At 59.2% G+C, this 24,458-nt stretch carries 26 protein-coding genes; 9 read left to right on the forward strand and 17 right to left on the reverse strand.

The window, feature by feature from the left end; genetic code table 11:
* The first annotated feature begins 46 nt into the window (after window positions 1-46).
* Complete coding sequence (locus QCE69_RS19335) at window positions 47-1,129, forward strand: hypothetical protein (RefSeq protein WP_309932345.1); 1,083 nt, start codon at window positions 47-49, stop codon at window positions 1,127-1,129.
* Between the two features lie 129 nt (window positions 1,130-1,258).
* The gene (locus tag QCE69_RS19340; protein ID WP_309932347.1) at window positions 1,259-1,468 is read left to right on the forward strand and encodes a DUF378 domain-containing protein; all 210 of its coding nucleotides are present in this window, start codon (window positions 1,259-1,261) and stop codon (window positions 1,466-1,468) included.
* 101 nt (window positions 1,469-1,569) lie between these two features.
* On the opposite strand, the gene QCE69_RS19345 is transcribed toward QCE69_RS19340, so the two are convergent.
* Entirely contained in the window at window positions 1,570-2,259 is a 690-nt protein-coding gene (locus tag QCE69_RS19345) for a haloacid dehalogenase type II (protein WP_309932349.1), read from the reverse strand.
* Between the two features lie 517 nt (window positions 2,260-2,776).
* Here QCE69_RS19345 and QCE69_RS19350 point away from each other — a divergent pair.
* Window positions 2,777-3,787 (forward strand): peptidoglycan DD-metalloendopeptidase family protein, encoded by a 1,011-nt coding sequence (locus QCE69_RS19350; RefSeq protein ID WP_309932351.1) that lies wholly within the window; start codon window positions 2,777-2,779, stop codon window positions 3,785-3,787.
* A 3-nt stretch (window positions 3,788-3,790) separates the two neighbouring features.
* Here the strand turns inward: QCE69_RS19350 and QCE69_RS19355 are convergent, their stop codons facing one another.
* The 4 genes from QCE69_RS19355 to QCE69_RS19370 all read right to left on the reverse strand — a co-directional run bounded on the left by QCE69_RS19355 (window position 3,791) and on the right by QCE69_RS19370 (window position 9,311).
* Complete coding sequence (locus QCE69_RS19355) at window positions 3,791-5,422, reverse strand: penicillin-binding protein 2 (RefSeq protein WP_309932353.1); 1,632 nt, start codon at window positions 5,420-5,422, stop codon at window positions 3,791-3,793.
* Window positions 5,423-5,591: 169 nt separating this feature from the next.
* On the reverse strand, window positions 5,592-6,854 hold the full coding sequence (locus tag QCE69_RS19360; protein ID WP_309932355.1) for a sodium:proton antiporter: 1,263 nt from the start codon (window positions 6,852-6,854) through the stop codon (window positions 5,592-5,594).
* A gap of 63 nt (window positions 6,855-6,917) precedes the next feature.
* Window positions 6,918-7,835, reverse strand: a complete 918-nt coding sequence (locus tag QCE69_RS19365; RefSeq protein WP_309932358.1) for a serine hydrolase — start codon at window positions 7,833-7,835, stop codon at window positions 6,918-6,920.
* Between the two features lie 183 nt (window positions 7,836-8,018).
* A complete protein-coding gene (locus QCE69_RS19370; protein ID WP_309932360.1) occupies window positions 8,019-9,311 on the reverse strand; it encodes a DUF2254 domain-containing protein in 1,293 nt (430 codons plus the stop codon).
* A 573-nt stretch (window positions 9,312-9,884) separates the two neighbouring features.
* Here QCE69_RS19370 and QCE69_RS19375 point away from each other — a divergent pair.
* The gene (locus tag QCE69_RS19375; RefSeq protein WP_309932363.1) at window positions 9,885-11,042 is read left to right on the forward strand and encodes a mechanosensitive ion channel family protein; all 1,158 of its coding nucleotides are present in this window, start codon (window positions 9,885-9,887) and stop codon (window positions 11,040-11,042) included.
* Between the two features lie 464 nt (window positions 11,043-11,506).
* Here the strand turns inward: QCE69_RS19375 and QCE69_RS19380 are convergent, their stop codons facing one another.
* The 4 genes from QCE69_RS19380 to QCE69_RS19395 all read right to left on the reverse strand — a co-directional run bounded on the left by QCE69_RS19380 (window position 11,507) and on the right by QCE69_RS19395 (window position 14,465).
* The gene (locus QCE69_RS19380; RefSeq protein WP_309932364.1) at window positions 11,507-11,701 is read right to left on the reverse strand and encodes a CsbD family protein; all 195 of its coding nucleotides are present in this window, start codon (window positions 11,699-11,701) and stop codon (window positions 11,507-11,509) included.
* A gap of 185 nt (window positions 11,702-11,886) precedes the next feature.
* Window positions 11,887-12,582 (reverse strand): TMEM175 family protein, encoded by a 696-nt coding sequence (locus QCE69_RS19385; RefSeq protein WP_309932366.1) that lies wholly within the window; start codon window positions 12,580-12,582, stop codon window positions 11,887-11,889.
* A gap of 165 nt (window positions 12,583-12,747) precedes the next feature.
* Entirely contained in the window at window positions 12,748-13,680 is a 933-nt protein-coding gene (locus QCE69_RS19390) for a site-specific integrase (protein WP_309932369.1), read from the reverse strand.
* 47 nt (window positions 13,681-13,727) lie between these two features.
* Entirely contained in the window at window positions 13,728-14,465 is a 738-nt protein-coding gene (locus QCE69_RS19395) for a nucleoside 2-deoxyribosyltransferase (protein WP_309932371.1), read from the reverse strand.
* A 200-nt stretch (window positions 14,466-14,665) separates the two neighbouring features.
* Between QCE69_RS19395 and QCE69_RS19400 the strand changes: the two genes are divergently transcribed.
* The gene (locus QCE69_RS19400) at window positions 14,666-15,184 is read left to right on the forward strand and encodes an H-NS family nucleoid-associated regulatory protein (RefSeq protein WP_309932373.1); all 519 of its coding nucleotides are present in this window, start codon (window positions 14,666-14,668) and stop codon (window positions 15,182-15,184) included.
* Between the two features lie 180 nt (window positions 15,185-15,364).
* Here the strand turns inward: QCE69_RS19400 and QCE69_RS19405 are convergent, their stop codons facing one another.
* Window positions 15,365-15,853 carry a chemotaxis protein CheW gene (locus QCE69_RS19405; RefSeq protein ID WP_309932375.1) on the reverse strand — a complete coding sequence of 163 codons (489 nt, stop codon included), beginning with the start codon at window positions 15,851-15,853 and terminating at the stop codon, window positions 15,365-15,367.
* Window positions 15,854-16,181: 328 nt separating this feature from the next.
* Here QCE69_RS19405 and QCE69_RS19410 point away from each other — a divergent pair, with 328 nt between their 5' ends.
* From QCE69_RS19410 to flgM, 4 genes are all read left to right on the forward strand, one after another.
* The gene (locus QCE69_RS19410) at window positions 16,182-17,876 is read left to right on the forward strand and encodes a methyl-accepting chemotaxis protein (protein ID WP_309932376.1); all 1,695 of its coding nucleotides are present in this window, start codon (window positions 16,182-16,184) and stop codon (window positions 17,874-17,876) included.
* Between the two features lie 369 nt (window positions 17,877-18,245).
* Window positions 18,246-18,428: a hypothetical protein gene (locus QCE69_RS19415; RefSeq protein WP_309932378.1), complete on the forward strand. Its 183-nt coding sequence runs from the start codon at window positions 18,246-18,248 to the stop codon at window positions 18,426-18,428.
* Between the two features lie 42 nt (window positions 18,429-18,470).
* Complete coding sequence (locus QCE69_RS19420; RefSeq protein ID WP_309932380.1) at window positions 18,471-18,914, forward strand: response regulator; 444 nt, start codon at window positions 18,471-18,473, stop codon at window positions 18,912-18,914.
* A gap of 165 nt (window positions 18,915-19,079) precedes the next feature.
* Window positions 19,080-19,385: a flagellar biosynthesis anti-sigma factor FlgM gene (gene flgM / locus QCE69_RS19425; RefSeq protein ID WP_309932383.1), complete on the forward strand. Its 306-nt coding sequence runs from the start codon at window positions 19,080-19,082 to the stop codon at window positions 19,383-19,385.
* Between the two features lie 101 nt (window positions 19,386-19,486).
* On the opposite strand, the gene QCE69_RS19430 is transcribed toward flgM, so the two are convergent.
* From QCE69_RS19430 to QCE69_RS19460, 7 genes are all read right to left on the reverse strand, one after another.
* Window positions 19,487-19,693, reverse strand: a complete 207-nt coding sequence (locus QCE69_RS19430) for a hypothetical protein (RefSeq protein WP_309932384.1) — start codon at window positions 19,691-19,693, stop codon at window positions 19,487-19,489.
* Between the two features lie 26 nt (window positions 19,694-19,719).
* A complete protein-coding gene (locus QCE69_RS19435; protein WP_309932386.1) occupies window positions 19,720-19,935 on the reverse strand; it encodes a DUF3717 domain-containing protein in 216 nt (71 codons plus the stop codon).
* Entirely contained in the window at window positions 19,919-20,323 is a 405-nt protein-coding gene (locus QCE69_RS19440) for a hypothetical protein (RefSeq protein WP_250482171.1), read from the reverse strand. Before QCE69_RS19440 ends, QCE69_RS19435 begins: the two co-directional genes overlap by 17 nt.
* A gap of 61 nt (window positions 20,324-20,384) precedes the next feature.
* Window positions 20,385-20,768 carry a hypothetical protein gene (locus QCE69_RS19445; RefSeq protein WP_309932388.1) on the reverse strand — a complete coding sequence of 128 codons (384 nt, stop codon included), beginning with the start codon at window positions 20,766-20,768 and terminating at the stop codon, window positions 20,385-20,387.
* A gap of 743 nt (window positions 20,769-21,511) precedes the next feature.
* Entirely contained in the window at window positions 21,512-22,306 is a 795-nt protein-coding gene (locus QCE69_RS19450) for an OBAP family protein (RefSeq protein WP_309932389.1), read from the reverse strand.
* Window positions 22,307-22,759: 453 nt separating this feature from the next.
* Window positions 22,760-23,665, reverse strand: coding sequence for a c-type cytochrome (locus QCE69_RS19455; protein WP_409021221.1), 906 nt, complete (start codon window positions 23,663-23,665; stop codon window positions 22,760-22,762).
* A 35-nt stretch (window positions 23,666-23,700) separates the two neighbouring features.
* Window positions 23,701-24,402, reverse strand: a complete 702-nt coding sequence (locus QCE69_RS19460) for a c-type cytochrome (RefSeq protein WP_309932391.1) — start codon at window positions 24,400-24,402, stop codon at window positions 23,701-23,703.
* Window positions 24,403-24,458: the final 56 nt, after the last annotated feature.

Consider the following 24,458-nt stretch of genomic DNA (forward strand, 5'->3'; position numbering starts at 1 on the left):
ATGTCCACGCTTTCTGATAAAACAATCCGCGATAGGAGGAAACGCCATGTTTGACGCGCTGCCACTTACTGCATTATTTGCGATCTTTGCGGGTGCGGCCGGAGCGGTGTGGGTCTCGGGGATAAAGCTGTCCAATACGACCGACATCCTGGCTACGAGGTTTGGCTTAGGCCAAGCCCTCGGCGGCGTCATCCTTCTGGCGATTGCGACGAACCTTCCCGAAATCGCCATTACCATAAGTGCGGCGGCTTCAAACAATATCGGCGTTGCCGTCGGTAACATTTTGGGCGGTATAGCAATACAGACCGTTGTACTCGTCATCCTGGACGCGTTTGCGATGCGGGAAAACGTTCCGCTTATGTACAAGGCCGCTAGTCTAACGCTCGTCATCGAAGGACTGCTGGTCGTCGCAGTCCTCATCGTCTCGATCATGGGCGCTCAGATGCCAGCATCATTGATTGCGGCGCGGCTAACCCCCGTTGCCGTCGTCATCGCCGTAATCTGGCTAGTAGGTGTCTGGCTCATTGGCGTCGCAAACCGCGGACTGCCCTGGCACGACAAGACTGGAGACGCGCCGGATACGCAAGCCAAGCCGAAGGGGCATTCGCAATCCGAGAAGAACGATGACGCGAGCCGACGCGGCGTGAGCACTGCCAAGACAGTCTTCGTTTTCCTCGCTGCAGCGGTCGTCACCCTTGTAGGCGGAGTGGTGCTCGAGCGCTGCGGCGACGCGATCGCAAAGCACATCGGGATGACGGGAGTTCTCTTCGGCGCGACCGTGCTCGCGGCAGCGACGTCGCTGCCGGAATTATCTACCGGACTCGCCTCCGCGAAGGCAGGTGATTACCAGCTTGCGGTAAGCGACATCTTCGGTGGTAACGCGTTCTTGCCCGTCCTGTTTCTGCTGGCGACCGTCGTATCGGGAAAGGCCGTCCTCCCCCAGGCGCAGAAGACGGACATCTACCTTGCCGGGCTCGGCGTGCTGCTGACAAGCGTGTATCTGGCTGGGCTGATTTTTCGACCGAAGCGGAAAGTCCTCGGTATGGGCGTCGATTCTCTCACAGTGCTTGTCCTTTACCTCGTCGGAACCTGCGGCCTGATCGCCATTGCACTATCTCATGAAGGCTAGGATGAACCAGTTCCTGCTCGCTTGTGGAGACCGACTGCTTTCTCGCGCTATTTCGCCGTCTCGCCGCTTGCTCTCATAGAGACGTGACAACAGCCGACTCTCTCAACGGGAGTCCATTCTGTGATCCACATGACGAAGACCGACTATCTGGCTATTACACTGCTCATCATCGGGGGGCTTGTCCTGGGTTTGGACGGGTTATTGAAGCGAGACGTTCTTCAAACGGCGCTTTCTGCTGCGCCCGTAGTCAGCAACGGCCTGAAGATGATGATAGGGTTGGCTGCAGTCTACACAGCAGTGGGCCTGGTCTTGCGACGCGCAAGAAAGCGGGATGCGTAACCCGGTGGCGTCGGAACAGCTGCCGGCTTGGTGCTGGTCTGCAGGCATGCAATACGGGCTGCAGGCAGGCCCGGTTGGCACCAGAAGAATGAACAAGCGCGTCAACAATCCGAAGCGATAATGCGATCGGCCAGGGAGTCAAGGGTTCGCTCCATGATATCTGGTTGTTCCCCCAATGGTAGCGGTGCATTGCACGGTCGCATGACTAACGCTGCAGCGCATCCGGCAGCCTGCGCACCGATGGTGTCCCAGACGTGCGCAGCAAATAGCCGCAAGCGCGCATTCTCGGTGCACAGCCTCTCAGCGGCCTCATCGTAGACCGAACGCGCGGGTTTGAATTGACCGATCTCATCGACAGAATAGACGTCCTCGAAGTACTGACGGATGCCGGCTCGGGTCAGCGCTCTCTCGCTTGACTCCTTTGGGGAATTCGACAATGTCACCATTCTGAAGCCGGCGCGCGCGAGCATTTCGAGCGCCGGAACTACGTCCGCATGCGGAGGCAATGCGTTGAGTGTCGTCATGAATTCGTCGATGTCATCGCACGACAATTCAACTTCTCGGGTCTGCGCGACCATCTTCAACACCGCGACGGCGAGAGTGCCGAAGTCGACATAGCGCCCGCTGAGCGTTAGCGCCTGCGAATAGAGGATTTGCTGATCAAACCATTGGCGCATGACTTCGCCCTCTCTGAGAGTACGGGCGAAGTAAGGTGTGAGGACCTCTACGTCCAAGAGCGTCTCGTTGACGTCGAATACGAGAATACGGTCACGCCTGTTACTTAGTGGCATAGCTATCTCTGAGGAAGTCTTGCATCATCGTTCGGCGCTGCACCGTGGGTACTTTCAGCTGGGGTCGCGACGTGAGGAAATGACAATCGTGACTCGGAGAAAGCAACCTCTGAACCAACTGCACAGTCGCTTGCCCTCATATTTAGGCTATCGGTGTTCGACCGAGCCTGTGCGCAGTGTCATTGCCGGGGACATAAATGCTACGGTTGGGCTATGTCGGAATGGAGTTGCGGCCGTCACTGCGCTCGTTACCGGGCACCTGTTAGCCTGCGAGGCGTCAGAACAATGGAGTAAAGCACGGACGCGCTAATTCGGGGCCAGCTTAAGCCGTGCTTAAGTCAACACGACTAGCCTCCTGGCTCTCGACGAATGCGCTGGCCGTGCAGCAATTAAGCGGTCGGCCCCAGGCTCTTTCGCACCGGCCGCGCAGCACCGCCCAACGTTCACCGGCTCGACCACTGCGCGGCAACACCCCGCCGCCCATCGCTTCATGACGCCTCTACTCAAGTCGCTGGCCTTGCCCGGCAAGGCAGGTCAGATCTTCGCTCTATGCGCGATCAGTTCCGCACTAGCCGCCGCGCTGCTCTGCGCTCGGACGCCGAAATCGGCGGAAGATGTCCCCGTCTCGTACAAGGAAGACCGTGCGCCCGTAGCTGCATCGTCGCCTGGATCGCGCCAGCAACCTCAGGAGAACCAGACCGCAGCGACGCCAGAGAAGCCTCCGCACATCGTCGGTAGCGTCTCCGTTGAGAGTACCTTCGGTGACGCGGCACGACGTCTAGGCGTCGATCCGCAAACGACCGCAACGCTTGCGCACGCGTTCGCGAATCAACTCGATCTTAGTCGGGATCTGCGCGCAGGCGACACGCTCAGCGTCGTGATGCCCCCGCCCGGCGATGCATCGGCGCCTGATGAACCGTTGGCCGTCAGGCTGACGGCGAAGGGCGTCGCCCATGACCTATTCCTGCACCGCTCGCTCGATGCGAAGCGTTTCTATCTGTCGCTTGATGGAAAGGATACCCGGCCCTCGTTCTCGCGATTTCCCTTGCAGTTCACGCGGGTGTCGTCCACATTCTCGGCTCACCGCCTTGACCCTGTCACGCATCGCTGGCAAAGCCACGATGGGGTGGATTTGGCCGCTCCGGTCGGCACGCCGGTACACGCCACGGCGCGCGGGGTGGTGAAGTTCATCGGACGGCAAAGAGGGTACGGAAAGGTCATCGTGCTGCAGAACCCGCGTTCGTACTCGACCGTCTTTGCGCATCTCTCGCGCTTTGCGAAGGGCCTGCGACGGGGAAGCCGCATTAAACGCGGCGCGGTCATCGGGTACGTGGGCCGGACCGGATGGACGACGGGACCGCACCTTCACTATGAAGTCCATGTGCGCTCAGTGCCGAAAGATCCGCTCACGGTCGCACTGCCGACGCAAACGCGGCTGGCATCGCAGGACAAGTCGCGCTTCGAGACGAACGCCCGGGTTCTGCAACATGTCCTTGAAGGCGGCGACGATCGCGCTGGCGCCAGCTGACGCTCAGGTCGCACCGCCCTGCCCGGTGTTCTGATCGGGGGCGACATCAAGCAATCGCATGGTCTGCCCAGCGATGTCGACGAACGGCGGACCCGCTACGGCTCCGCCAAAGTGCGAGCCGCGACGCGGCCGGTCAATGGACACTGCAATCACCACGCGTGGATGCTTCGCAGGCACGATTCCCACGAACGAGGCCCGGTACTGGGCATGGTCGTAACCCTTCGCGGTCCACTTATAGGCCGTGCCGGTTTTGCCCGCGACGCTGTAACCGGGCACCGCTGCCTGCGGCGCCGTGCCATCCTTGCTGACCACGCTTTGCATCATCATGCGCATCTCGCGAGCCACCTGCTTCGAGAACACCCGTCGTCCGATGGGTTGGCCGAGGTGCTTGTCCCGCGCATAGACAGTAGCCGGCACAATACGGCCGTCGTTCGCGAAGCTCGTGTAGGCTTGCGCAAGCTGCAGCAGCGAAGCAGCAAGCCCGTAGCCGTACGACATCGTTGCCTGCTCGATGCGTCGCCAGCTCCGATACGGCCGCACTCGGCCGGCAGCGGCGCCCGGCAGCCCCGAGCGAGGCCTCCTGCCGAGCCCGAGCGCCTGAAAATTGACGTACATATCGCGCGCCGGCATGAGCAGCGCGATCTTCGTCGTCCCTACGTTGCTCGACTTCTGGACGACGCCTGTCGTCGTCAACGTGCCAAAGTTCTTGTCGTCGTGAATCGTCCGACCATCGAGGCGCAGACGGCCGCCGTCGGTCGGCACAACGGTGTCGGGTGCAATGCGATGCTGTTGAAGCGCCAATGCGATCGTGAGCGGCTTCATGACAGAACCGGGCTCGAAGATATCGGTCACGGCGCGATTGCGCATGGCCATTCCGCTGCGCGCTGCGCGTTCGTTCGGATCGTAGCTGGGCCAGTTGGCCATCGCCAGGATCTCGCCGGTGTGCGCGTCCATCACAATGGCTGAACCCGACCGCGCATCGGTGCGCTGAACAGCGGCCTTCAGTGCTTTGAACGCGGCGAACTGGACCGGGCGGCTGATGGACAGCCTCAGGTCTGCTCCGTTGTGCGGCGGTCTGGATGCGAGCGTCTCGATGATCTCGCCATGCGCGTTACGTAAGACGCGACGCTGTCCGTCCTCACCGCGCAACGTCTTCTCAGCAACGCGCTCCATGCCCTCCTGACCCCTTCCGCCCGTCCCCGTGAACCCGGTTACCTGAGCCGCAATCTCGCCCTCAGGATAGGACCGCAGGAACTCGTCCTGAGCGAACAGACCGGGTACGCCGAGCCGCAGCACGCGCTCGGCGAGATCGACCGGTACTTCGCGCTTGAGATACGCGAAGCCTCGCTTCGCTGCATAGATACGCATGACATCGGCGGCGTCGAGATCGAGCAGGCGCGCGAGCGTGCTGGCTTGCTGCGGCGAGATGCGTGCGTTGTCACCGGATGCATCGATGCAAAGGGAACGGACCGCGATGCTCGCCGCGAGCGGACGTCCGTTGCGATCGAGTATGCGGCCCCGCGACGCGGGAAGAGGCAAATCGCGCACCTGCCGTATGTCGCCTTGCTTGCGGTAAAAGCCATCATCAACGCCCTGGACCCAAAAGGCACGAACCGTCAGTGCGGCGAACGCCACTGCGAAGGCGCCACCGACAGCGTGAGAGCGCCAGGTGTGCTGTAGAGGAGCGTTGACTTCCGATTGCGAGAAGCTGATGTATCTGCGTATTCGTCTCATGAGGACGATTATGCAGGAAGGGATTGACTCGCTGCAGTTGTAGCGCGTGCTTCGCACGAGGGTCGGTTCGCTATTTCCCCGTCGCCGCGCGGCCCGCAGCCTCTTGCACTCTTGATAAACGCCTCGCCACGCGCTCGATCGACAAGCCCTGAGCGAAAACGGAGAAGAGCACGACCGCGTAGGTGAGCATGACGATGGTTTCGCGAGCGTCCCCCGAGGGCAGTGAGAGAGCCAGTGCAATCGAAATGGCACCTCGCAGCCCGCCCCAGACCATCAGCGGCGCGGCGGCCGCTGGAAGGCGCAACAAGCGAGGCAGTATCGCCACCGGAACGCCGACCGTGAGGACTCGTGCAAGCAGCGTGAGCCCGACAGCGGCGATGGCGGGCAGCAGACTCGATGGCGCCCGGATTGCCACGGCTTCCAGGCCGATGAGCGCGAAGAGCACTGCGTTGAGAATAGCGTCGATCAGCTCCCAGAAGGTATCGACGCTTTCTCGCGTTCGCTCGGACATGGCCTGCTCACGGCCCTGATTTCCCACGATGATGCCCGCGACGACCGTGGCAATCGGCCCCGACACGTGAAGCGAATCGGCCAGCGCATAGCCACCCGCGACTGCCGCCAGTGTCAGCATGACTTCGACCTTGTAGCGGTCGATGCTGCGAAGCATCGAGAACAGTATCGCGCCTGTCGCGGCTCCCAGCACCAAACCGCCGCCCGCCTCGCGCAGAAACAGCGTCGCCGCATCGGCAATGCTCGATGTGTCACCGCTCGACGCCATCGACGAGAAAACGCTGAACAAGACAATGCCCACGCCGTCGTTGAACAAGGCTTCTCCCGCGACGGCGGTTTCCACGGACTCCGGCACTTTCGACCTTCTGAGCGCCCCAATAACGGCGACTGCGTCGGTCGGTGCGATCAGGGCCCCGTAGGCCATGCAATAGGGAATTGACAGCGGCATGCCGCACCACTTCAGGATCCAGTACATCGCGGCACCGACGACGCACGCCGACGCCACTGTGGACAAGATCGACAAGAATGCGACCTGCCACGCGTAGCGCCGCAAGACGTCGCCGTTGACGTCCAGCGCCCCGGCAAACAACAAAAAAGAGAGCATTCCCTGCAGAACGAGCTGACTGAAGGCGAGCTGATCCGCCCACGACAATGCGGCAGTGCGCAACTGCGGTGCGCCCAGGTTGGCCAATGAGATCAGCAGCAAAGACAAGCCCAAAGCGAGGCCTGCGATGCCGATTGTCATCGGTAATCGCACGAACTTTGTGTTCACATAGGCGAGCAACGCCGCGAGGACGACAACTCCGGTGACCGCGTTCAACATGGATGACGTATCTTCATTCTCGGACTCTCATTCGCCCGCAGCATCCGGACCTGGTCCCGCTAATCAGTGACCGTGAGCCGGCTGTCTCAGCAGCCAACTACGCAACGTCGCCGCGTCCTGGAAATGAGCATGCGACCCGGGTGCGCCGAGCAGCACGAACAGCGTCGGGCGTCCTCTTATCATAGTGATGATGATGAGGCAATGCCCCGCCTCGTTCGTGAAGCCTGTCTTCTGAAGGAGAACGTTCCACGAACGGTTGTACACGAGCGGATCTGTATTGTGATAGATCAACGGTCCGTCGCCGCCGAGCACGAGCTTCTCGCGGGAAGTTGCGTATTCGCGGATTGTCGGATAGCGATATGCGGCGCGCGCCAAACGAGCCAGGTCGCGCGCCGTCGACACATTGCGCGGCGACAGCCCCGTTGGGTCGACAAAATGACTATGCGTCATCCTCAGGCTCTGTGCCTTGCGGTTCATCGCTTCAACAAAGCGCGTTCGTCCGCCAGGAAAGTCGCGGCTCAGCGCGAAGGCCGCGCGATTTTCCGACGACATCAACGCAATGTGCAGCATGGTTCGGCGCAGAAGCAGCGAACCGACCGGCAGGCGCGAGCTTGACCACTTGAGTCGATCAACGTCCGCATCGGTGATGCGAGTTGGCTTGATCAGTGAACGCTTGGAGTCAAGCACGATCATCGCCGTCATCAGCTTGGTCAGAGATGCGATAGGCATTCGCCTGTCAGCCTGCTTCGCGTAGAGCGTGCGCTGGGTCTGTAAGTCCACGACCACTACGGCACGCGACATCACCTTGGGCTGGTGAAGACTCCGCTTCTTGATGAGTCGCTGATTGTGTTTCGTTTTGACGACGTGAGCCCTTGTACCGCGATGTTTGGCGATGTGATGCGCGGCGTGTTTCGCCTGGACGACCGCCGGCACGAGGCTGGCAAACAGCAGCACGGCTAGCAGGATGTGGAGCTTGATCATGAGGCGTTATATGCGGACGAGCGCGAAACGATTAGCTTTGATGTACTGCAAGGCGGACGAGCGCAGATCGATTGAGTTTCATGCACTGCGAGGCGGTACGTTGAGAGTTGCGCTTCCGCGCGCGTGCAGGCTCGAAGGAAACCGGTCGACGATAGATGCTTGTGACCATGAAAGAAGGCAAGCCTATGATCGCCCTGGCGGGCGTAGAGCGCATTGCTGCGTCTTCGACGCCAGCTCGCGTAGAGCCTGCTTGTCTTCTTCGAGGTTAAGCGCCAATTCTGCCCGTTTGACCGCAAGCTCAGAGTGCTTGACCACTGCCGCTGCGAAGGCAGGGTCGCTGCCGCGTCCAAGCAGACAGAGCGCCTTCTGCAAACGAACGCCGACTTCAACTATCCCCGCGCCGTCGCGTGCGATAGGTCCGAAGATGTCGTCGAACATGTCATTGACGTCCAGAAGAGGCGCGAACACCCGTCTGCACTCGGGAATCGGCGCTTCCTGCACTTCCGATCGTCCGTTCCATAACGAAAGTACTCGCACAGCCCGGCCAATGACGTCGATCGCCGTCCCGGGATCGTTCACGGCCGGCGAAAGCGCACGTGAAGCGATCTCGGCAAGCACCGAAAGGCCAAATCTCGGGTCTTGCTCGAACGAACGTTGTGTCCCGATCGAAAACGCCGCTCGGAGCGACTCAGTAGCTGAGTCGTCAAGCCGTTCCGCATATGCCAATACTGAATGCTCGTCTACAAAACTTCCTGGCAACACCTCCACGTACACAGCGCTTCCAGGTTTGTCGGAGAGCTTGCCGAGGGCGGGAACATCGATGTGCTGGATATAGCCGACCTCCGCGGAGCATACCGCGCGCGCGTGCACTGGCCGCCCCGCTTGAGGGAGCGCGTGCCCCCCAAGATACGGTCTCTTCATGCGCTGCTTCAGCGCGGCAATTGCCGCCGCCTCGACTCGATCGGTTGTCTCACCGAGTCGGCCCAGGTGCGCGAGGTGGTCGATCCAACGCAACAGTGTATAGACGATCAACGCGATGACCACGATCGTCACTGCGAACATGACGACTCGCCCGTTCTTGCCGTAAAGACTGGTGCTGAGCGCGATGATGCCAACGAGGCTGAATAGGAAGGAACCAATGAACGTCGCCAACGCATTCTGCGTGGTTCGATCTTCCAGAAGAAGCGGCGTCGCGCGAGGAGTAACGTTGGTCGTGGCGGACGCATAAGCTGACACCATAATGTTCAACGAGAACGTCGTGGCAGCGAGCATGCTCGATGCGAGAATTTCGAGGATGTTGTCTACCGCGTCAGCGCCAACTCGCGCAGATACTTCATCCGGTATGTACTGCTTGAGCAAGAGACCTAGAAACGCTGTAGCCACGCCCAAGAGAGAAAAGAGGCTTGCACGAAACCAAAGGCGTCTGGTGATGCGCCTCAGCACCCACTGCCACCGTTTGATCATCGTGAGATCCATCGAACTCGTCCTCTAAGCGTCAGTTGCAGGCTTGCCTTCGATGTGATTCGACCTTAGACGGTGCGCCGACGAGCAAGGAGAGGCCTTTGCGCAAGCAGTCGCCGATGAACTCGTTTCCGGATTAGCCGGCGCGGCGGACGCACTGATCGCACTGCATTTTTGCTTCGGAGCGTCGATGCCACCGGCGCTTGGCCGAATCGCTCTTGGCCGAACATTCTAACGTCCCCGGTCTCGTTGGGGACTGGCGTTCCTACGCAAGTACGGTCCGGTCTGCCGTTAGCAGCAGCGAGGCGAGTACTTCTGGATGTAGCCACGACTACTGATTGGACCGCAGTCTTGGCTATAGAGCGCGTGTGAAGTCCGGATCTTCCTGTTGGGACCACCTTCCCCGGTGGTGCCCTTCACAAAAAGTGCGTCTGCTAGCGTTCAGTGCTCGCTGACGCGTAAGGCAGAGACAACATTGCTTGAATAAGCCACCGCTGCGTGCCACAAAACCTTATGAACTGCGGGAACTACTGCTCTCTGTAGTGGACTGACTGTAAGTGACAGTAACCGCAAAGGAGAAAAGTACCGATGCAATGGTTCAACCCTGCAAAATGGTTAGATTTCAGCGCCGTTTTTGGCATCCCGCCGATCGAATGGCTGTACGCCGCAGTCGCTTTCGTAGCGAGCTACTTCATTCTGTCGGGCGCGCTGCGCCTTTGCGTCGCTCGCCTCGGTGCGCTATCGGCGAGGACGTCGACTCATTTCGACGACATGATCGTAGACGTGCTCGACCGAACTCATCGATTAACAATCGTGATGGCATCGGTTTTGATCGCAACGGAGTTCATCGACCTGTCGTCCAAATGGGACAGTCGGATCAGCCACTTGTGGTTTCTTGTTGTCGGCTTTCAGTTGGCACTCTGGGTTAATCACGGCGTCTCCGTCTGGACCGCTCGGCGGCTCGACAGCGCTGCCGTTACCGCTCATAACCCCGTCATTACGACGATGATGTCGTGGATGCTCCGGGCCCTTCTGTGGTCTGTTCTCCTGCTGGCTGTTCTGGCGAATATGGGGGTGAACATTACCGCATTCGTCGCCAGTCTGGGCGTCGGCGGTGTGGCCGTTGCACTGGCTGTTCAGAGCATCTTGAGCGATCTCTTTGCGTCCTTGGCGATCGGTCTCGACAAGCCGTTCGAGATCGGTGACTTCATCGTATTCAATGACGTCGCCGGAAGCATCGAGCATATCGGTCTCAAGACCACCCGCATTCGTAGTCTGAGCGGAGAGCAGATTGTCTGTAGCAACACGGAACTGCTCAAGAACACGATACACAACTACAAGCGAATGGCTGAGCGCCGCATCGTGTTTGGCTTCGGAGTGACCTACGACACCAAGCCCGAGCAGTTAAGAGAAGTTCCGCAGATCGTGAAGACAGCCGTCGAGGCCGCCGGAACCACGCGGTTCGATCGGGCTCACTTGAAGCAGTTCGGCGAGAGTTCGCTGGACTTCGAAGTCGTCTATTACGTTACCGATGCCAGCTTCAACCTGTACATGGATATCCAGCAGCGAATCAACCTGGACCTTATGACGGCGTTGTCCGAGCGGGGCATAGAATTCGCGTTTCCCACGCGAACTCTTTACGTTGTCGGGAACGCCGCAAGTCAAGCTGAGCCGAGTACCCGAAACGAGACGACGCGGCCTCGCATCCGCGCTTTTGGAAGTCCTTCGGCGTCTCGCAATGGTTGACGCGGCTGAGTGAGCGTCGGTTGCGTCGGATTGCGCGTTCGTTTGCCAATGCGTCGGCCACAATCGCTCAAGTAGAAGACCGCCGATCAAGGTCGCCGTCGCAAAATTCTGCACACGGCGTCCGCGGAAGTCCATTGTTCGACCGAAGCGGCCGTTCGAGTGACTCACGATAGGTTCACCGAACGGCGGAAACTGGCCGTATTCGGCCCCAACGGTCCGTTAGGCCTCCGCCATGGATATGTGCTCACCTCGAAGGCTTCGACGCAGGCGTGCGTCGGCTTGACTAGGCCGCGGATTACTGAACTACTCGTCGTTCCTGCCAGCGACGATGTGCCGGCGACCGTAAGTGTTCTTGGCGAGCGGGGGGCTTTCCCTTCAGCCGCGGGACGTGCGGCCGGAGGACTGAACAAAGGCCGCAAAGAGCAGGGGCCCTACGGATTTACATCAAGGGTGAATGATCCAGTTCACGGCTTTGACGCATTGTTGGCAGCATCCTTCATATCTTCCTTTGCGTTACCGAGGTCCTTTCGCGCTTCCCCCTCCGCCTGTTGGGCGTCTCCCTTCGCTTCCTGCACAGGGTCATCGGTCATTTTCCCTACGCCTTCGTTGATCTTACCTTTGACCTTTTCGCCGACGCCTTTGACTTGGTCTTCATTCATGGTTTTCTCCGAAGTGAGCCTACCGAATGTAGGCGTGCTCCTTCACGCGCAAGGAAGGTGCCGCGTTTTGAGGGTTGCGCCACCGGTGCAGATGTAGATGAAGACCAAGGAAATCCTGAGGTGCTGTGCACCGCGTCATTCGCCTCGTTGTCGCCTGCTGTTTCTGGATTAACCTCCCGCAATAGCTAGTTGTTGTCAGTTTTCTCAGCCTCGCTCGGCTCCTCTCCGGGCTTGTAGCGCGGCTTCGGCGGTGGCAGCAAAAAGAAGGCGACGCACAGCAGTGCAATGGCCACCCCGATCCGCCACGCCGCGATCGCGACCAGTACTGCAGCGATCTGGATTAGCGTCGCAACACAGTAGCGGCGCGTCATCTGCTGGAGGAAATCGGGCGCGAGCCGTTCGTCCATCAGCCGGCGGCTCGTCATTGCATAGAACCACTTTGCCATCCAGGTGCAGGCGGTCAGGGCAAGACCGGCAACCAGGGTCAGTGACGCGACCGGCTCGAAGCCCGTGCCAAGGTGGAAGCACCAGACGCGGATTGGATAAGGAATGACGACAATCGCCAGCAGGAACAGGAGGTTGATCACGCCGAACCAGTGATCACTCTTCGCATAAATGCGACCCGAATAATGGTGTTGCAGCCAGTAGGCCCCAATCACGACATAGCAGAGGACGAGTGCGAGAAATTCGCGCCACTGCTCCGCCATGGCCCTTGCCAGGTCGCTGTAGCCATGCGCGCCCTCGGGAGATCCGGGGACCTTGATCTCGACGATCAGCAGGGTCAGTGCGATTGCGAAAACCGCGTCGCTGAATCCCTCGAAGCGGTCGAGTCCGCGCTCGGCACCATGCGTTTGCCCGTCGGCAGGTCGCTTACGTAGCATCGTGTGAGTCCTTTCGCGCACGCCGGAGCAGCTCTCCTCGCCGCACAGCACGCACCATCTAGTGGACACGCAGGCCTACTTGCTGAGAAAGACAAGTTGCAGAAAGAAGCATCGATTATCGACGACTAAGTATGAGCGCTTTTGGCCGAGGCCAGTCGGAAGCCTCTAAGCCTGTTCTTCCGACATCTCACTAGGATCAAGAGTTTGACGAAGGCGAGTGGCGGTGCGGTGGCTCGACAAGCCCATAAGATTGCTCACCTGCTCGTTGGTCTTGCCTGCTGCGATGTGCCTGCGACCGTAAGTGTTCCTGAGCAAGCGCGGGCTCTCGTCGGCGGCAGTCAAGCCGGCCCGCTTAAGAGAGACACGCACGCATTTGAGCATCGTGTCCGGCTGCATTGGTTTTCCTGCTGACGTGGCGATGAACAGCCATTGCGTCGCGCACTGAATACTCCGGCGTGCGTCATGGTAGTCGCGGAGCACGGACACCGCAAAGGAATCGATGGGAACCCGACGCGCGATGCGAGGCCCGTGCTTATCGACGAAGACAGTGGCGCGGTCGCTAGCGACGTCCAGATCATCGACCCGCAATTGCCTCAGCTCGGCCGCCGTCACACCAGAGGCGAGAAAGAGCGCCACGATCGCCGTGTTCCGCAGTTCCTTGAACGCAGCGCCTTCCGTCTCAGCGCAGACGGCCTGTAGGCGCACATCGTCTTCCGACGAAAGATAAATCGGCGTCGGCTCGTCCTCTGGCCAGCTCTCATTGATGAGCATCTGCGCGGCCGGATTGTCCGCACGCAGTTCGATGTTGACGAGGTGTCGCGTGAACCGGTCGATCAGCTTGAGGTAGCGAAGGCGGGTGGTCGTGCCCGGCGAGCAGTCGTGCGCTAGCTCGGCGAAGAAACCGTCGAGGTGGTCCGCCCCATAGCTTGCCACGCTCGCATGGTGTGCGATCAGGTAGTCGTTGAACCGCGAGAACATCGACCGGTGTTGAACGATCGACTGGTCGGCAAAGGCGCGGCGATCTGCGCCAGTGGCTTCTTCACGTTGCCATTGCGCGTAGGCGTCCTCGGGGGCAGCAAGCCAAAGATCGTCAGGCATTTAAATCGATATACTGAGATTCGCTCACCCCAAACCCTACAGCGAAGCTAACGCTTCGCCAACCCCGAGCCACCAAAAACGGGGCCTCTGCCGGCGAACTCGCTCTCAATAGCGTCAAGGCAAGCTCCCGGGCCACCAACGACGATGCGTGCGGAACAGCCCAGCATCAGGTTGACGCTCATCCCAAAGTCCTCAATGAGATAGCCGCCCGCGCAGTAAGTGCCGTCGCTTTCAGTCGCCGCCGCCTGAACGCGTTGAGCCAGCGTCGCTTCGCTCGATCGATACGCCCACACCGGCTTGCCGAGCGCCACGGCAAAGCCGACTTCGAAAGCAGTGCCGCTGTCCGGCTCGCCCAGGCCCCGAAAGTCATCGAGGTTCGCCATCAAGATATCGGCTGAACGGATCAACTGGACGTTCGCCGCATAGATGTGGCGCGCAGCGTCCTGCGGTGTCAGAGAAGAGGGGACATTGCCGTCGAGCGGATAGAGCCCAACGAAGCCGCGATCGCGGCAGAGCTGCTTCAGGCGTTCGCCGTGTTCTTTCGCGTCGCGGCGGAAGACATCGAAGCCTGCGAGGTAGATGCGTGGCTCGCTCGCGGCGCGCTCGATCGGCAGAGGAGAGGGGTCGATCCTTCCTTCCCGTACCCGGCGTTTGATCCGATTTAGCTGTTTCTTCACAGCCAAGGCGCTCTTGCCAAGACGGTTTGCGATCTGCTCGACCGGTAAGCCCTGATCGAGCAACTCCATCACGGCACGCTGCGACTTCGTCGGATTTCTTTTGGACATCGGTTCGTGGCTTCGACTGCAGGGCTATTGGAACGCCTAGAAGCTTACCAATAACCCCGCGTAGTCAAGTCACTCGCCCCTCCCTCCTCAAGCGACGCGGAACTGAACAATGGCGGTTGCGAGTTCGTTACCTGCGTCTCCGAGCCTGGACGAAAAGACGTATGGCATAGTGCGAGACGTTAGACAACCCTGGGGAGAATATGACGACGCTCTCGAACATCGAAGAAAGGATTAAGAAATTGCAGGCTCGAGCAGACGCGATTCAAAAGAAGCAGGCCATTGCTGCCGTCGCAAAGATTCATGCGCTTATGAAAGAGCATGGCCTGACAATCGACGACCTGACTAATCGAGGTAGAGCTGGCGCAGCAAAGGGCTCAGCCAATGCAGCGGTAGCTGCGACCGGCAAGTATCGTGATCCGAAGACGGGCGCGACGTGGAGCGGTCGAGGCCGAGCGCCGGCGTGGATTGCGAACGCTAAGAATCGTGCGAGATTCCTAGTCTCTCCGGCAGTCGAGTCTAACAATAGCGACTCGGGCAAGCGCACCGGGAACTACCCTCGGGGTCCGCAACCGGCGAAGTACCGAGATCCCAAATCGGGAGCCGAGTGGAGCGGCCGCGGCAAGGCGCCGGGATGGTTGGCTTCGGTGAAGGACAGGACCAAGTTTCTGATCTCCACTGCTGATACCAAAACTGCTGGCATTAAGAAGCCGAAGTCATAAACGAACGCGACGCCGGCGCGTCGACCAAGGCCGCAAAGACGCCCAACGCGGCAAAGTCCCCCCATGCGAAGCGGACATAGGGGCGCAGGGTGGGGCGTCTTCTTTCTTTAGAAAAGGCCAAGCAGTCAGCGGCCCGCATCATTTCGTTGTCGGTGTGGCTTTTAGGTTCCCTTGCGGTGTTCAGGCGATGGCGGTCTCGACCAGCGCCATTTCCTCGCTCGTGATGAGCTTCTCAATGTCCATCAAAATCAACATGCGGTCGTCGATCGTCCCGATGCCGGTGATGTAGTCGGTGTTGACCGTCGAATTGAATGCCGGTGCTGGCCGGATCTGGTCGGACGTAAGCGTCTGCACGTCGGATACGCCGTCAACGACGATGCCCACCACGCGTCCTGCAACGTTGAGCACAACAACAACCGTCTGGTCGTCGTAGACGGCGCTCTCCAACTCGAACTTCAGGCGCATGTCGGCGATCGGCACGATGACGCCGCGCAAGTTAATGACGCCCTTGATGAACACCGGGGCGTTGGCCACGCGCGTCACCGCGTCGTATCCACGGAGTTCCTGAACCTTCAGGATGTCGATGCCGTACTGCTCTTGGCCCAGACTGAAGATGAGGAATTCGTTTGAGCTCGCTTCGGGCGTGCCTTTTCTTTGGTCGCTGTTCATTTATTCAAGTGCCATTAGGGGTTGCCTTTGCGCCGCCGATATCGACGGACGCTGCTACTGCGGACAACGGCACGTTGGAAAAAAACTGAACACGGGAGGGAGCTTCTGCAGGATCGCGCAGCAGCCTAGCGCGGGCAGAAGGATATGTTGACGCATGCGGGCATCGTTACCGATCTCATTCCGGGACCATGCGAAGTTGAAGACTTCTCGCTGAACTGTGCGCGATGCACTGCCGATAAACATTGATCGTCTTCTATCCGAGAAGCGGCAGGCACCTGCGACCGGCGCGATCGTATAGCCTTACTGTTGAGCGCTATAACCAAGAACAATGAAGAACCTCACGATTCGGGCGCGGCTTGCGCTCACCATGGCTTTCCTCGGTTTTCTGCTGGTGCTTTCAGTCGGCTTCGGGTTGTACGGCATCAGTGCGACCTATTCGACGGCCAAAGACATCTCTGACAATTCGCTGCCAGCAGTCAACGCTCTGGGCATATCGAACAACTACATCGCTCGTGCGCGGCTTGCGCTTGACCGCTACGCGTTGAACCCGGCAGACAAGGACGCCGGTGGACTGGTTGCACGCGCCAATGGATTCATGCGTCAATCGGATGAATGGTACGGAAAGTATGACTCGATCCCGCGTGGAACCGACGAAATGGCATTGGCAAAGAGCGTCGCAGATGCTCGCACCGATGTGCGACAAGTGATCAACAAATTCAGCGCCGCGATAGAAGCGGGCGACAAAGAAGCGATAGACCGCATCGCGTTCAAGGACTTGCCAACGTCGTACACCCGGTGCATCGAAGCCTTCGACAAGCTGCAGGGTTTCCAACTCGCCGATGCGAAGCGCCAGACGGCCGAGAGCGACGCCCGGGTGTCGACGCTGCGCACCCTTGGAGTGTTGGCATTGCTCGTGGGTCTTGCTACCGCAGCGCTTGGCTGGTTTTTGCTGCGCCGGGCAATCATGACGCCACTTGCCGAGGCCCTGAAGCACTTCGAGCACATTTCGAACGGCGACCTCACGCACGAGGTGACGATTAAGACGCGCGACGAGATGGGGCAATTGCTTGCCGGCGTCGCCACCATGAAAGAAAAATTGGCCGCCACGGTGGGGACTGTCCGACTGAGCAGTGAGGCGATTGCCAGCGCCAGCAAACAGATCGCTGCTGGCAATACGGACCTGTCATCGCGTACCGAAGAGCAAGCCGCTTCGCTCCAAGAAACCGCCGCGAGCATGGAAGAGCTCACCTCCACGGTCAAGCAGAATTCTGAGAACGCCAAGCAGGCGAGCGGTCTGGCGGACAACGCCAACGTCGTCGCCAACGAGGGCAGTGCCATCGTCGGTCAGGTCGTCGACACGATGGCGGGCATTGAGGAAAGCTCCACGAAGATCGCTGAGATCATCGCCATGATCGAAGGCATCGCCTTCCAGACCAACATCTTGGCGCTTAACGCGGCGGTTGAAGCGGCGCGCGCCGGCGAGCAGGGCCGCGGCTTCGCGGTAGTCGCGAGCGAAGTCCGCAGCCTCGCACAGCGCTCATCAGCCGCAGCAAAAGAGATCAAAGATTTGATTGAAACCTCCGGCAACCGAGTGCAAGCGGGTACGGAACTCGTCGCACGGGCAGGGGAAACCATGCAGCGCGTGGGCACCGCCATTCAGCGCGTCACCGACATCATGGGCGAGATTGCCTCTGCGTCGAACGAGCAAAGCCGCGGCATCGAGCAAGTGAATCAAGCGATTTCGCAGATGGACGAGGTGACGCAGCAGAATGCTGCGCTCGTAGAGGAAGCAGCGGCAGCAGCGGGGTCGATGGAGGATCAAGCCAAGCAACTCTCCGCGGCCGTCGCCGTCTTCCGCACTGCCCAAACGTGCTCCGTCGCATCGACAATCAAGCACACGCCGCAGATGGCGCGCCCGTCGACCCCCAAGAAAGCGCCGACGGTGACAAAAGTGGCGAAGCCAGCGCCCGCTGCCGCCCAACCCGTTCACGCGGGGGACGATGGCGACTGGTCGACGTTTTAAGCCTGGGGCGTGGTTGCCATGCCGTTAACTAGTAGGCCGCTGACGGCGGAAGCGGCCACTGCGGAAGCGCTGCCTTTCAAAGACCGCTCAGACGCGGAGCGCCTAGTCCGCTACGAAATGCATAACATGGTCAAGCAACTCCATCAGCTCCGGCGTCGCTCGGCTGGGATCGAAAGCAGCGCCTCGCAAGAGGCGATTGAGTCCGTTATCACGGCCTGCGTCGAGTTGGACGAATTCCTTCGCTCGGTTAGCGCCCGCGAAGCGTCGGATCGGACGGCTCATCCGTGACTGCACTGCTGCCAGGGGCGATGCCTTTTTAGGCGCGTCCCGGTAGCCAAACACTGACCGGATAACCACCGGCACCAGAACATGAAGACACAAAAAGACAGCAGATCATCGAGCCGCGAAGTCTTCGGCTGCTCCGGACAGCAGCTTGACGCGATCATGCAGTTCGCTGAGAAGCGCTGTTACGACGAGCGGCCACTGCATTGGGTCGTCGCACAATACTTCCGCTTGCCTGCACATAGCGTGATCGTGTGCGGCGCGGCGTGAAGATCGCAGTACTCGATCAAAGGAAAGGGAAAGGTTTCACCGATGGCATACGCTGATACGCGCTTGTTGGTGGTCGATGACATGGCCACCATGCGCAATTTGATTCGGAAGATGCTCAAGGCGATCGGTTATTCGATCATCGAAGAAGCAGAGGACGGGGTAGCTGCGCTCGAGAAGCTCAGAGCGCAGCATTTCGATCTGGTGATCACTGATTGGAACATGCCCAATCTGGACGGGCTGTCCCTGCTGCAAGAGATTCGCAAATCCGAGGAGATGGCACACCTGCCGGTACTCATGGTCACGGCTGAAAAAAAGCGTGAAAACGTACTAGCCGCAATTCACGCCGGTGCTAACGGCTACATCGTGAAGCCGTTCTCGGAGGCGGCATTGGCCGACAAGCTCGCCCAAGTCGCCCCACTCCCAGCCAATTCCGCCCCGACAGGCGGTACGTCCGTGTTCGGCGCTATCTTCAACACGGCTTCGTAACTCGCCCCTCACACTTTGTTTCACTTTGTTTCAATTGAGGAAGTGCCCCGCCGGATAAGGGTTTCGCGCGCGTGATGTAGTGATCGACGCGCCGCACGCCATGGCTCATGGTAAAGATTTCAACGCTTGGACCGTTAAGGAATCATGCAAGCGAGGAACGAAACCATGAAGATCCAGTCGACGAACAACCCGGCCATGCCGGAGCCGATTACCGTCCGGCGCGCAACGAATGAAGCGGACTTTGCCGCCGCCCCGCAGCATTCCGACGCCGTTGCCGCAGATAGCTCGGCAGTCACGCTTTCGTCGACTTCCGCGTTCCGCACGTCGAGCGCGACCGACATCGACGCAGACAAGGTTGCAGCCATCAAAGCAGCGCTGAGCAACGGTACCTACCGTATCGATTCGGGCAGCATCGCCGACGGAATGCTCGGCTTGGCGCGCGATCTCTTGCGAAAAGCGCCACGTGAGTAGAGAAATGGGCCGTCGTCTTCTGGGACCGACAAGTACCCAGGCGCGGTAACGTGACGGATGGGCGTGGAGTCCGGTGCAGACGTGACCGAGCTGCGTCACTGTCAGAGGCGAGACAGCAGGATTTTTTCCGCTTCGGCGAGCAACGCTCGTGCATACTCCGATGCCAATACATCGTCGTTGTGGTCGGCGCGACCAAGGACTGCGGGATTCACGCGGCGCGCCTGCTCAATAAAGGCGGAGCGGGCAGCGGCAGATACAAACGTAACATCGACGCGCACTTCACAGGGTAGGTGTGCTGAGCTTTCCAACACGCCTTTCCGCTAGACGTACTAACCTAGAAAAGCTCTTTCTGGGCAAGGGCTAGGCTCAACGCCTCGTTCTGTTCCGGTGTGAGGCTCCGTGGCTCAACGAATTCTTGCCGGTGGAAAATCATCGAGCCATAGACATCAGCGAGGACGCGGCCGCGCGGGCAGATGGAGAAATCGTCCGTCGAAGCTTGGCGCCCCCGCCAATAGTTGATGGCCTGCTCAACGTCAGTGATCGAGTACATGCTTTGCAGTCGTCGATTTGAGATAGGCTCTCAGTTCTTCGCGGCCAGCTTGGGGGTTTGCCAGCCTAAACCCGAGTGCGGCAGCGACCTCATCGTCGGTCCTCGCCGCCAGCATAGTCAACTCGCTAGTGGTGAAAGCACGTTCAAGGTCGTCTCGGATATGAGACGTGCCAAACCGCTCGTAGTTCCTGATCAGGTTTCTCGCCGTTTGCTCTTTGAGCTTGTGGGTGACTTCGGCGTAGTCATAGAAGAGGCGAGCAGCGCGCCTTTCGTGGTAAATGGAGTCACTCGGGTACGCGGCTCGCACTTGCTTCTTGTAGGCCAGTAGCTCCCGACCGATTTCCATCCAGTCAGACGTCTTCAGCTTTTTATACGACTCGAGCATCATTGCGTGATCTTTTCGATTGTGGAACCGTTCGACCGTGTCCGCGGCACGGTCACCCGTCCGTTTAGTGCGTTGCCAAACGGCTCATCAGTTCATGGCGCGTCATGTGGGGATCGGCTCCCTTCAGCGTCAGCGCAAGCTTCACCTTCTCGTCGCTTTTCGAAGTCAGCGCAGAAATGTCCGTAAGTCCGAACAGTCGCGTCAGCTCGGGCCTCATTTCCGATTGCCCAAAGCGCTCATAAATACGGACGGTCGCGCGAATCAATTCCCTGCTCGAATTCATCTTTGCCTTCGCAAGGTCGAGAAACATCCCATAGGCCTTGCGCTTCGCTTCCAGGTCGGTCATTCCGGCGGCGACTGACGACTCTACGATCTTGCCAGTAACGTTGCGCTGAATCTCGGCCAGTTGTCGGGCGTCTTCCCACCATTCGGGCGTAGTGAAATACATGTTTTTCCTCTGTCACTTGTTCTTGTTGCAGATTGTGAATGCGCACGACTGCCGCATATGGGCGCAACTGTGCATAACGGCAACCCGTTCGAATTGTTTAGGCCGCGCAGTGCAAGTGACAGGTTACGATTCGCGTGGGAGAGTCAAGCCGACGTTCGCGTAGAACGCATTAAAGATGTCAACGTTGCGACTATAAAGTTGTCAACTCGGGACGGCGCGCCTGCAGTCGGGAGAGCAGCTATCTTCAGGTATAGATCTGCCGGACGCGAAATGAGTTTGTCACTCTGCTTCAAGCCTTGATCGCGCCCCGACCGTCGTTTAGAAATATTGCGGCCGACGTATGCCGACCGCATTTGGCAGTTTGCGGCCGGCTTCGTTCGCTCGCTAAACACGCTGTGCACGCCGGATGGGCGGACCGCCTCGAAGTCGGCGGCTTCGGAAGCATACGGCTCGTCCGCAGCAGAAGCGCGATGCCCATTCCTTCTATCGATTTCTTTTACGCAACCGGTCTAGAAGCGCGAGAGTGCGCCGCCGCGACACGTTATAACTTCGCATCGAAGGCGCCGATCGTTGGCGGCATCTTATTGCCAACGATGGTCGAAGTACCAGCATGCCTTCACGTGCGGTCGGCTTTTCAGGGCGAGACTCGAAGCACCGCGCCCCTCGGCTTTTCCCTGGCGGTAAGCCCCGGCTGTTAGCGGTGGTTTCGCCCAGCAGTCGGTTCTCGATCTTACTGCCGCGCGCTAGCGTCGCAGATTCTTCACTGGAACCTCGGTCAAAGTGAGTTGCACCGTCTTACCGCCCTCCCACGCATTTGCACCGGAGACTACCGTCGGCATCGGGATGTCGGCGCGGTCCTTCTTTTGAGCGTCCGCCGAAACTTTGAAACGGCGGTCGCGATCTTGAACCATCGAAGCATTCGCCTGGCCATCCTGCGTGAAACCCATCATCAACTGGGGAATACCAAACGGGAAAGCTTTGTCGCGGTCGATCTGCCATGTGTGCCATGTCTTTCCGTACGTCGTGACAAGGTCTTTCATGAAGGCATGTTCAGCGATGTCAGGCACGCGCGGGGCCACCAGTTCTCCAGATTTCACCTCGTAATGATGGCTGTGCCAAAGGCGCTTTTCTTCGTCGGGCAGTGACTTGAAAACACGCTCGCTTACGATGTATTCGATACCGATCAGCTTCGCATTGCTCTGGTTCGAATCATAAATCACACATTGATGAAAATCCTCGGTGAGATGGGTACAGAAATGGTTTGCCTCCACTTGGCGTCCCATGTCATCTGCATAAAAATGAAAGCCGTTGAGATATTCGCTCATCGCATCAATTGGCTTCTTGTTCTGCAGTACGTCTGCGCCCGTGTCGAGCACATGACTTTTCATGGTTCGTTTCGGACCCGGTGTCGGCGCTTCAGGCTTGTCTTGCGCCCCCGCTTCCCGAGTCAGCAGACCTGAGAACGGCAGCAGTAACGCACTTTTGAAAAGTGAGGATGTAAAAGTACGGCGGCAGCCGCAACCAAATAGTCGAGTCATAGCTTCTCCTTCTCAGTGAGGGGCGGCTAACCAGTCCGCCGATCAACAAAATTCGCCCGACGGAATCGAACTTTCTTGCTACCGTGAAGGCAGGCGCTGAACTCGATATACGAGTGGCGTACCGGCGAAAGTCTCCAGTGCTCCTTGGACCGTGCTTCGATCAATCCCTGCCTGCTTCAATTTTCAGCTTCGGGCGCGAGGAATGCTACGAGAGCAGTTCGGCAAGCACAATCAATCAGGCGGGACAGCCCGGCAGTTAACCGGCGTGTCATTGCGCGGTCAACTGCCGGAGGAAGCGCGCCCATGCATTTTTATTTGCGGAGCCAGACAAGCACGGTCGATTTATTTTTGTCGCGGTGCTGGAGTCCCTAGCGTTTGTACCGACTCGAAGCGTCGGACTCGATCGCACCGGGTCCGACTTATACGGTGACCTTGCAAGGCTTCCTTGACCGGCTAAGGGCTTCCGAGCACATGCCCATTAACTGTCTTGCCGTACATCGAGTTCGGCGAGTCGTGATATTTGGTGCGCGTGGCCTCGACGGAGCCGCTGTATCGTGGATCTTGTGGTCGCTCGTGACTATCCATGAACGTCGCGACGTCCCATGCTTGTTGGTCGGTGAGTGTTCCCCCTAGCCCAAGCGGCATGTTGGCCTTGATGAATCCAGCGGCGTTTTGTATCTCATGCATGCCGGCGCCCCAGTTGAATGAATGCGCGCCCCACAGCGGCGGAAACACCGTCTTGCCGCCGCTGGACTGACCTTGACCGTCGGGACCGTGACATACCGCGCAATGCTGTGCGTAAATCTGAGCGCCACGCTGGAAGTCAGGATGCTGTGCGGGCGTTGCGAGCTTTGGGTATCCGCGTCCCTGAACTTTCTCACCAACCGGCGCGCCTTTGGCGAGCCAGAAAGCGTAAGTCTCTAGCGCGACTAGCACCGGATCTCCCAAGGGCGGCGCTTTGCCGTTCATGCTGTATCGGAAGCAGCCCTGCATGCGCTCGGCCAACGTATTAACGTGTCCGTTCTTGCTTCGATAGGCGGGGTACGAAACATAGGCGCCCCACATCGGGCTCGAATCCGCTTTGCGTCCCGCATCCAGATGGCAGCTCGCGCAGTTAAGTGTGTTGCCGACATATTTGCCGGCAAATTCCTTTGTATGGGTGAAGATCTGCTCGCCGAGCTTGACCGACTTGCCGAACTCATCGCTCGGCATGGCGCTTTCCGCCGGAGGTGTGAACGCATGAGCTTGCGGCGTCGAGGCCGTCTTGTCAGCCTGTGGCGAAGAGGCGGCCGACTTCGGCGCTTCGGCACCGGCGCGTGTAGCCAAAGCGGTGAAGGTTAAAGCGATCGACACCTTCATCACCAAGGCGACCGGGGACATGATCAGGCGAGAGTTCATTTCCCACTCCCTTGTTTCTTGCCATCGTCTGTAGCGACAGCGTAGTACGCTGCGACTGCGCTCATGTCGCCATCGGACAGCTTGCTTGCAATCACCGGCATCAATGCCAATGGGCCAGGCGGCCGGGCGCCTTTCTTCCATCCTTGTAACTGACTGACGATGTAGGTTGCGGGTTGTCCCGCCAACGGCGGAAAAGTACTGCCCACGCCGATGCCGCCCGGGCCATGGCATTGCACACACGCGGGTACCCCTTGCTCCCAGCGTCCGCGCGTTGCAATCCAAGCGCCGGCTTGCGTCGGCGCAATTGAAACTCGGTCTTCGGTGCGGGTATTCACCGGAGCAGGCAGGTTGGAAAAGTAATCGGCGACAGCCTGTCGGTCTCCGGCTGAAAGCAATTTGGCGAATGGTTGCATGATCGGACTTTGTCGTTCGCCGCTCGCAAATGCTGTCATCTGGGAAGCCAGGTACACCGCACTCAGGCCAGCCAATCGTGGAAATCCTGTCGCCGCATTGCCTTCGCCGTGCGCTCCATGACAACTGATACACGCTGCAACGCCGTTCGATGTACCCCGCATTGCGATGGCTTGACCGCGTGTGTCTTGTGCCCACACGCCCATCGCGTTGAGCGCGAGCCAGCTAACGCCCAGCCAACCTCCAATCCTGAAGGCGACCTTTAGCCTCTTCTTGATGGGGTCCATGTTGTCTCCTACGTCTTTTGTATTGTGGGTAGCGCAATTTTGTGGTGAGGCACTTC

The organism is Caballeronia sp. LZ032 (assembly GCF_031451315.1).
Lineage (GTDB): Bacteria > Pseudomonadota > Gammaproteobacteria > Burkholderiales > Burkholderiaceae > Caballeronia.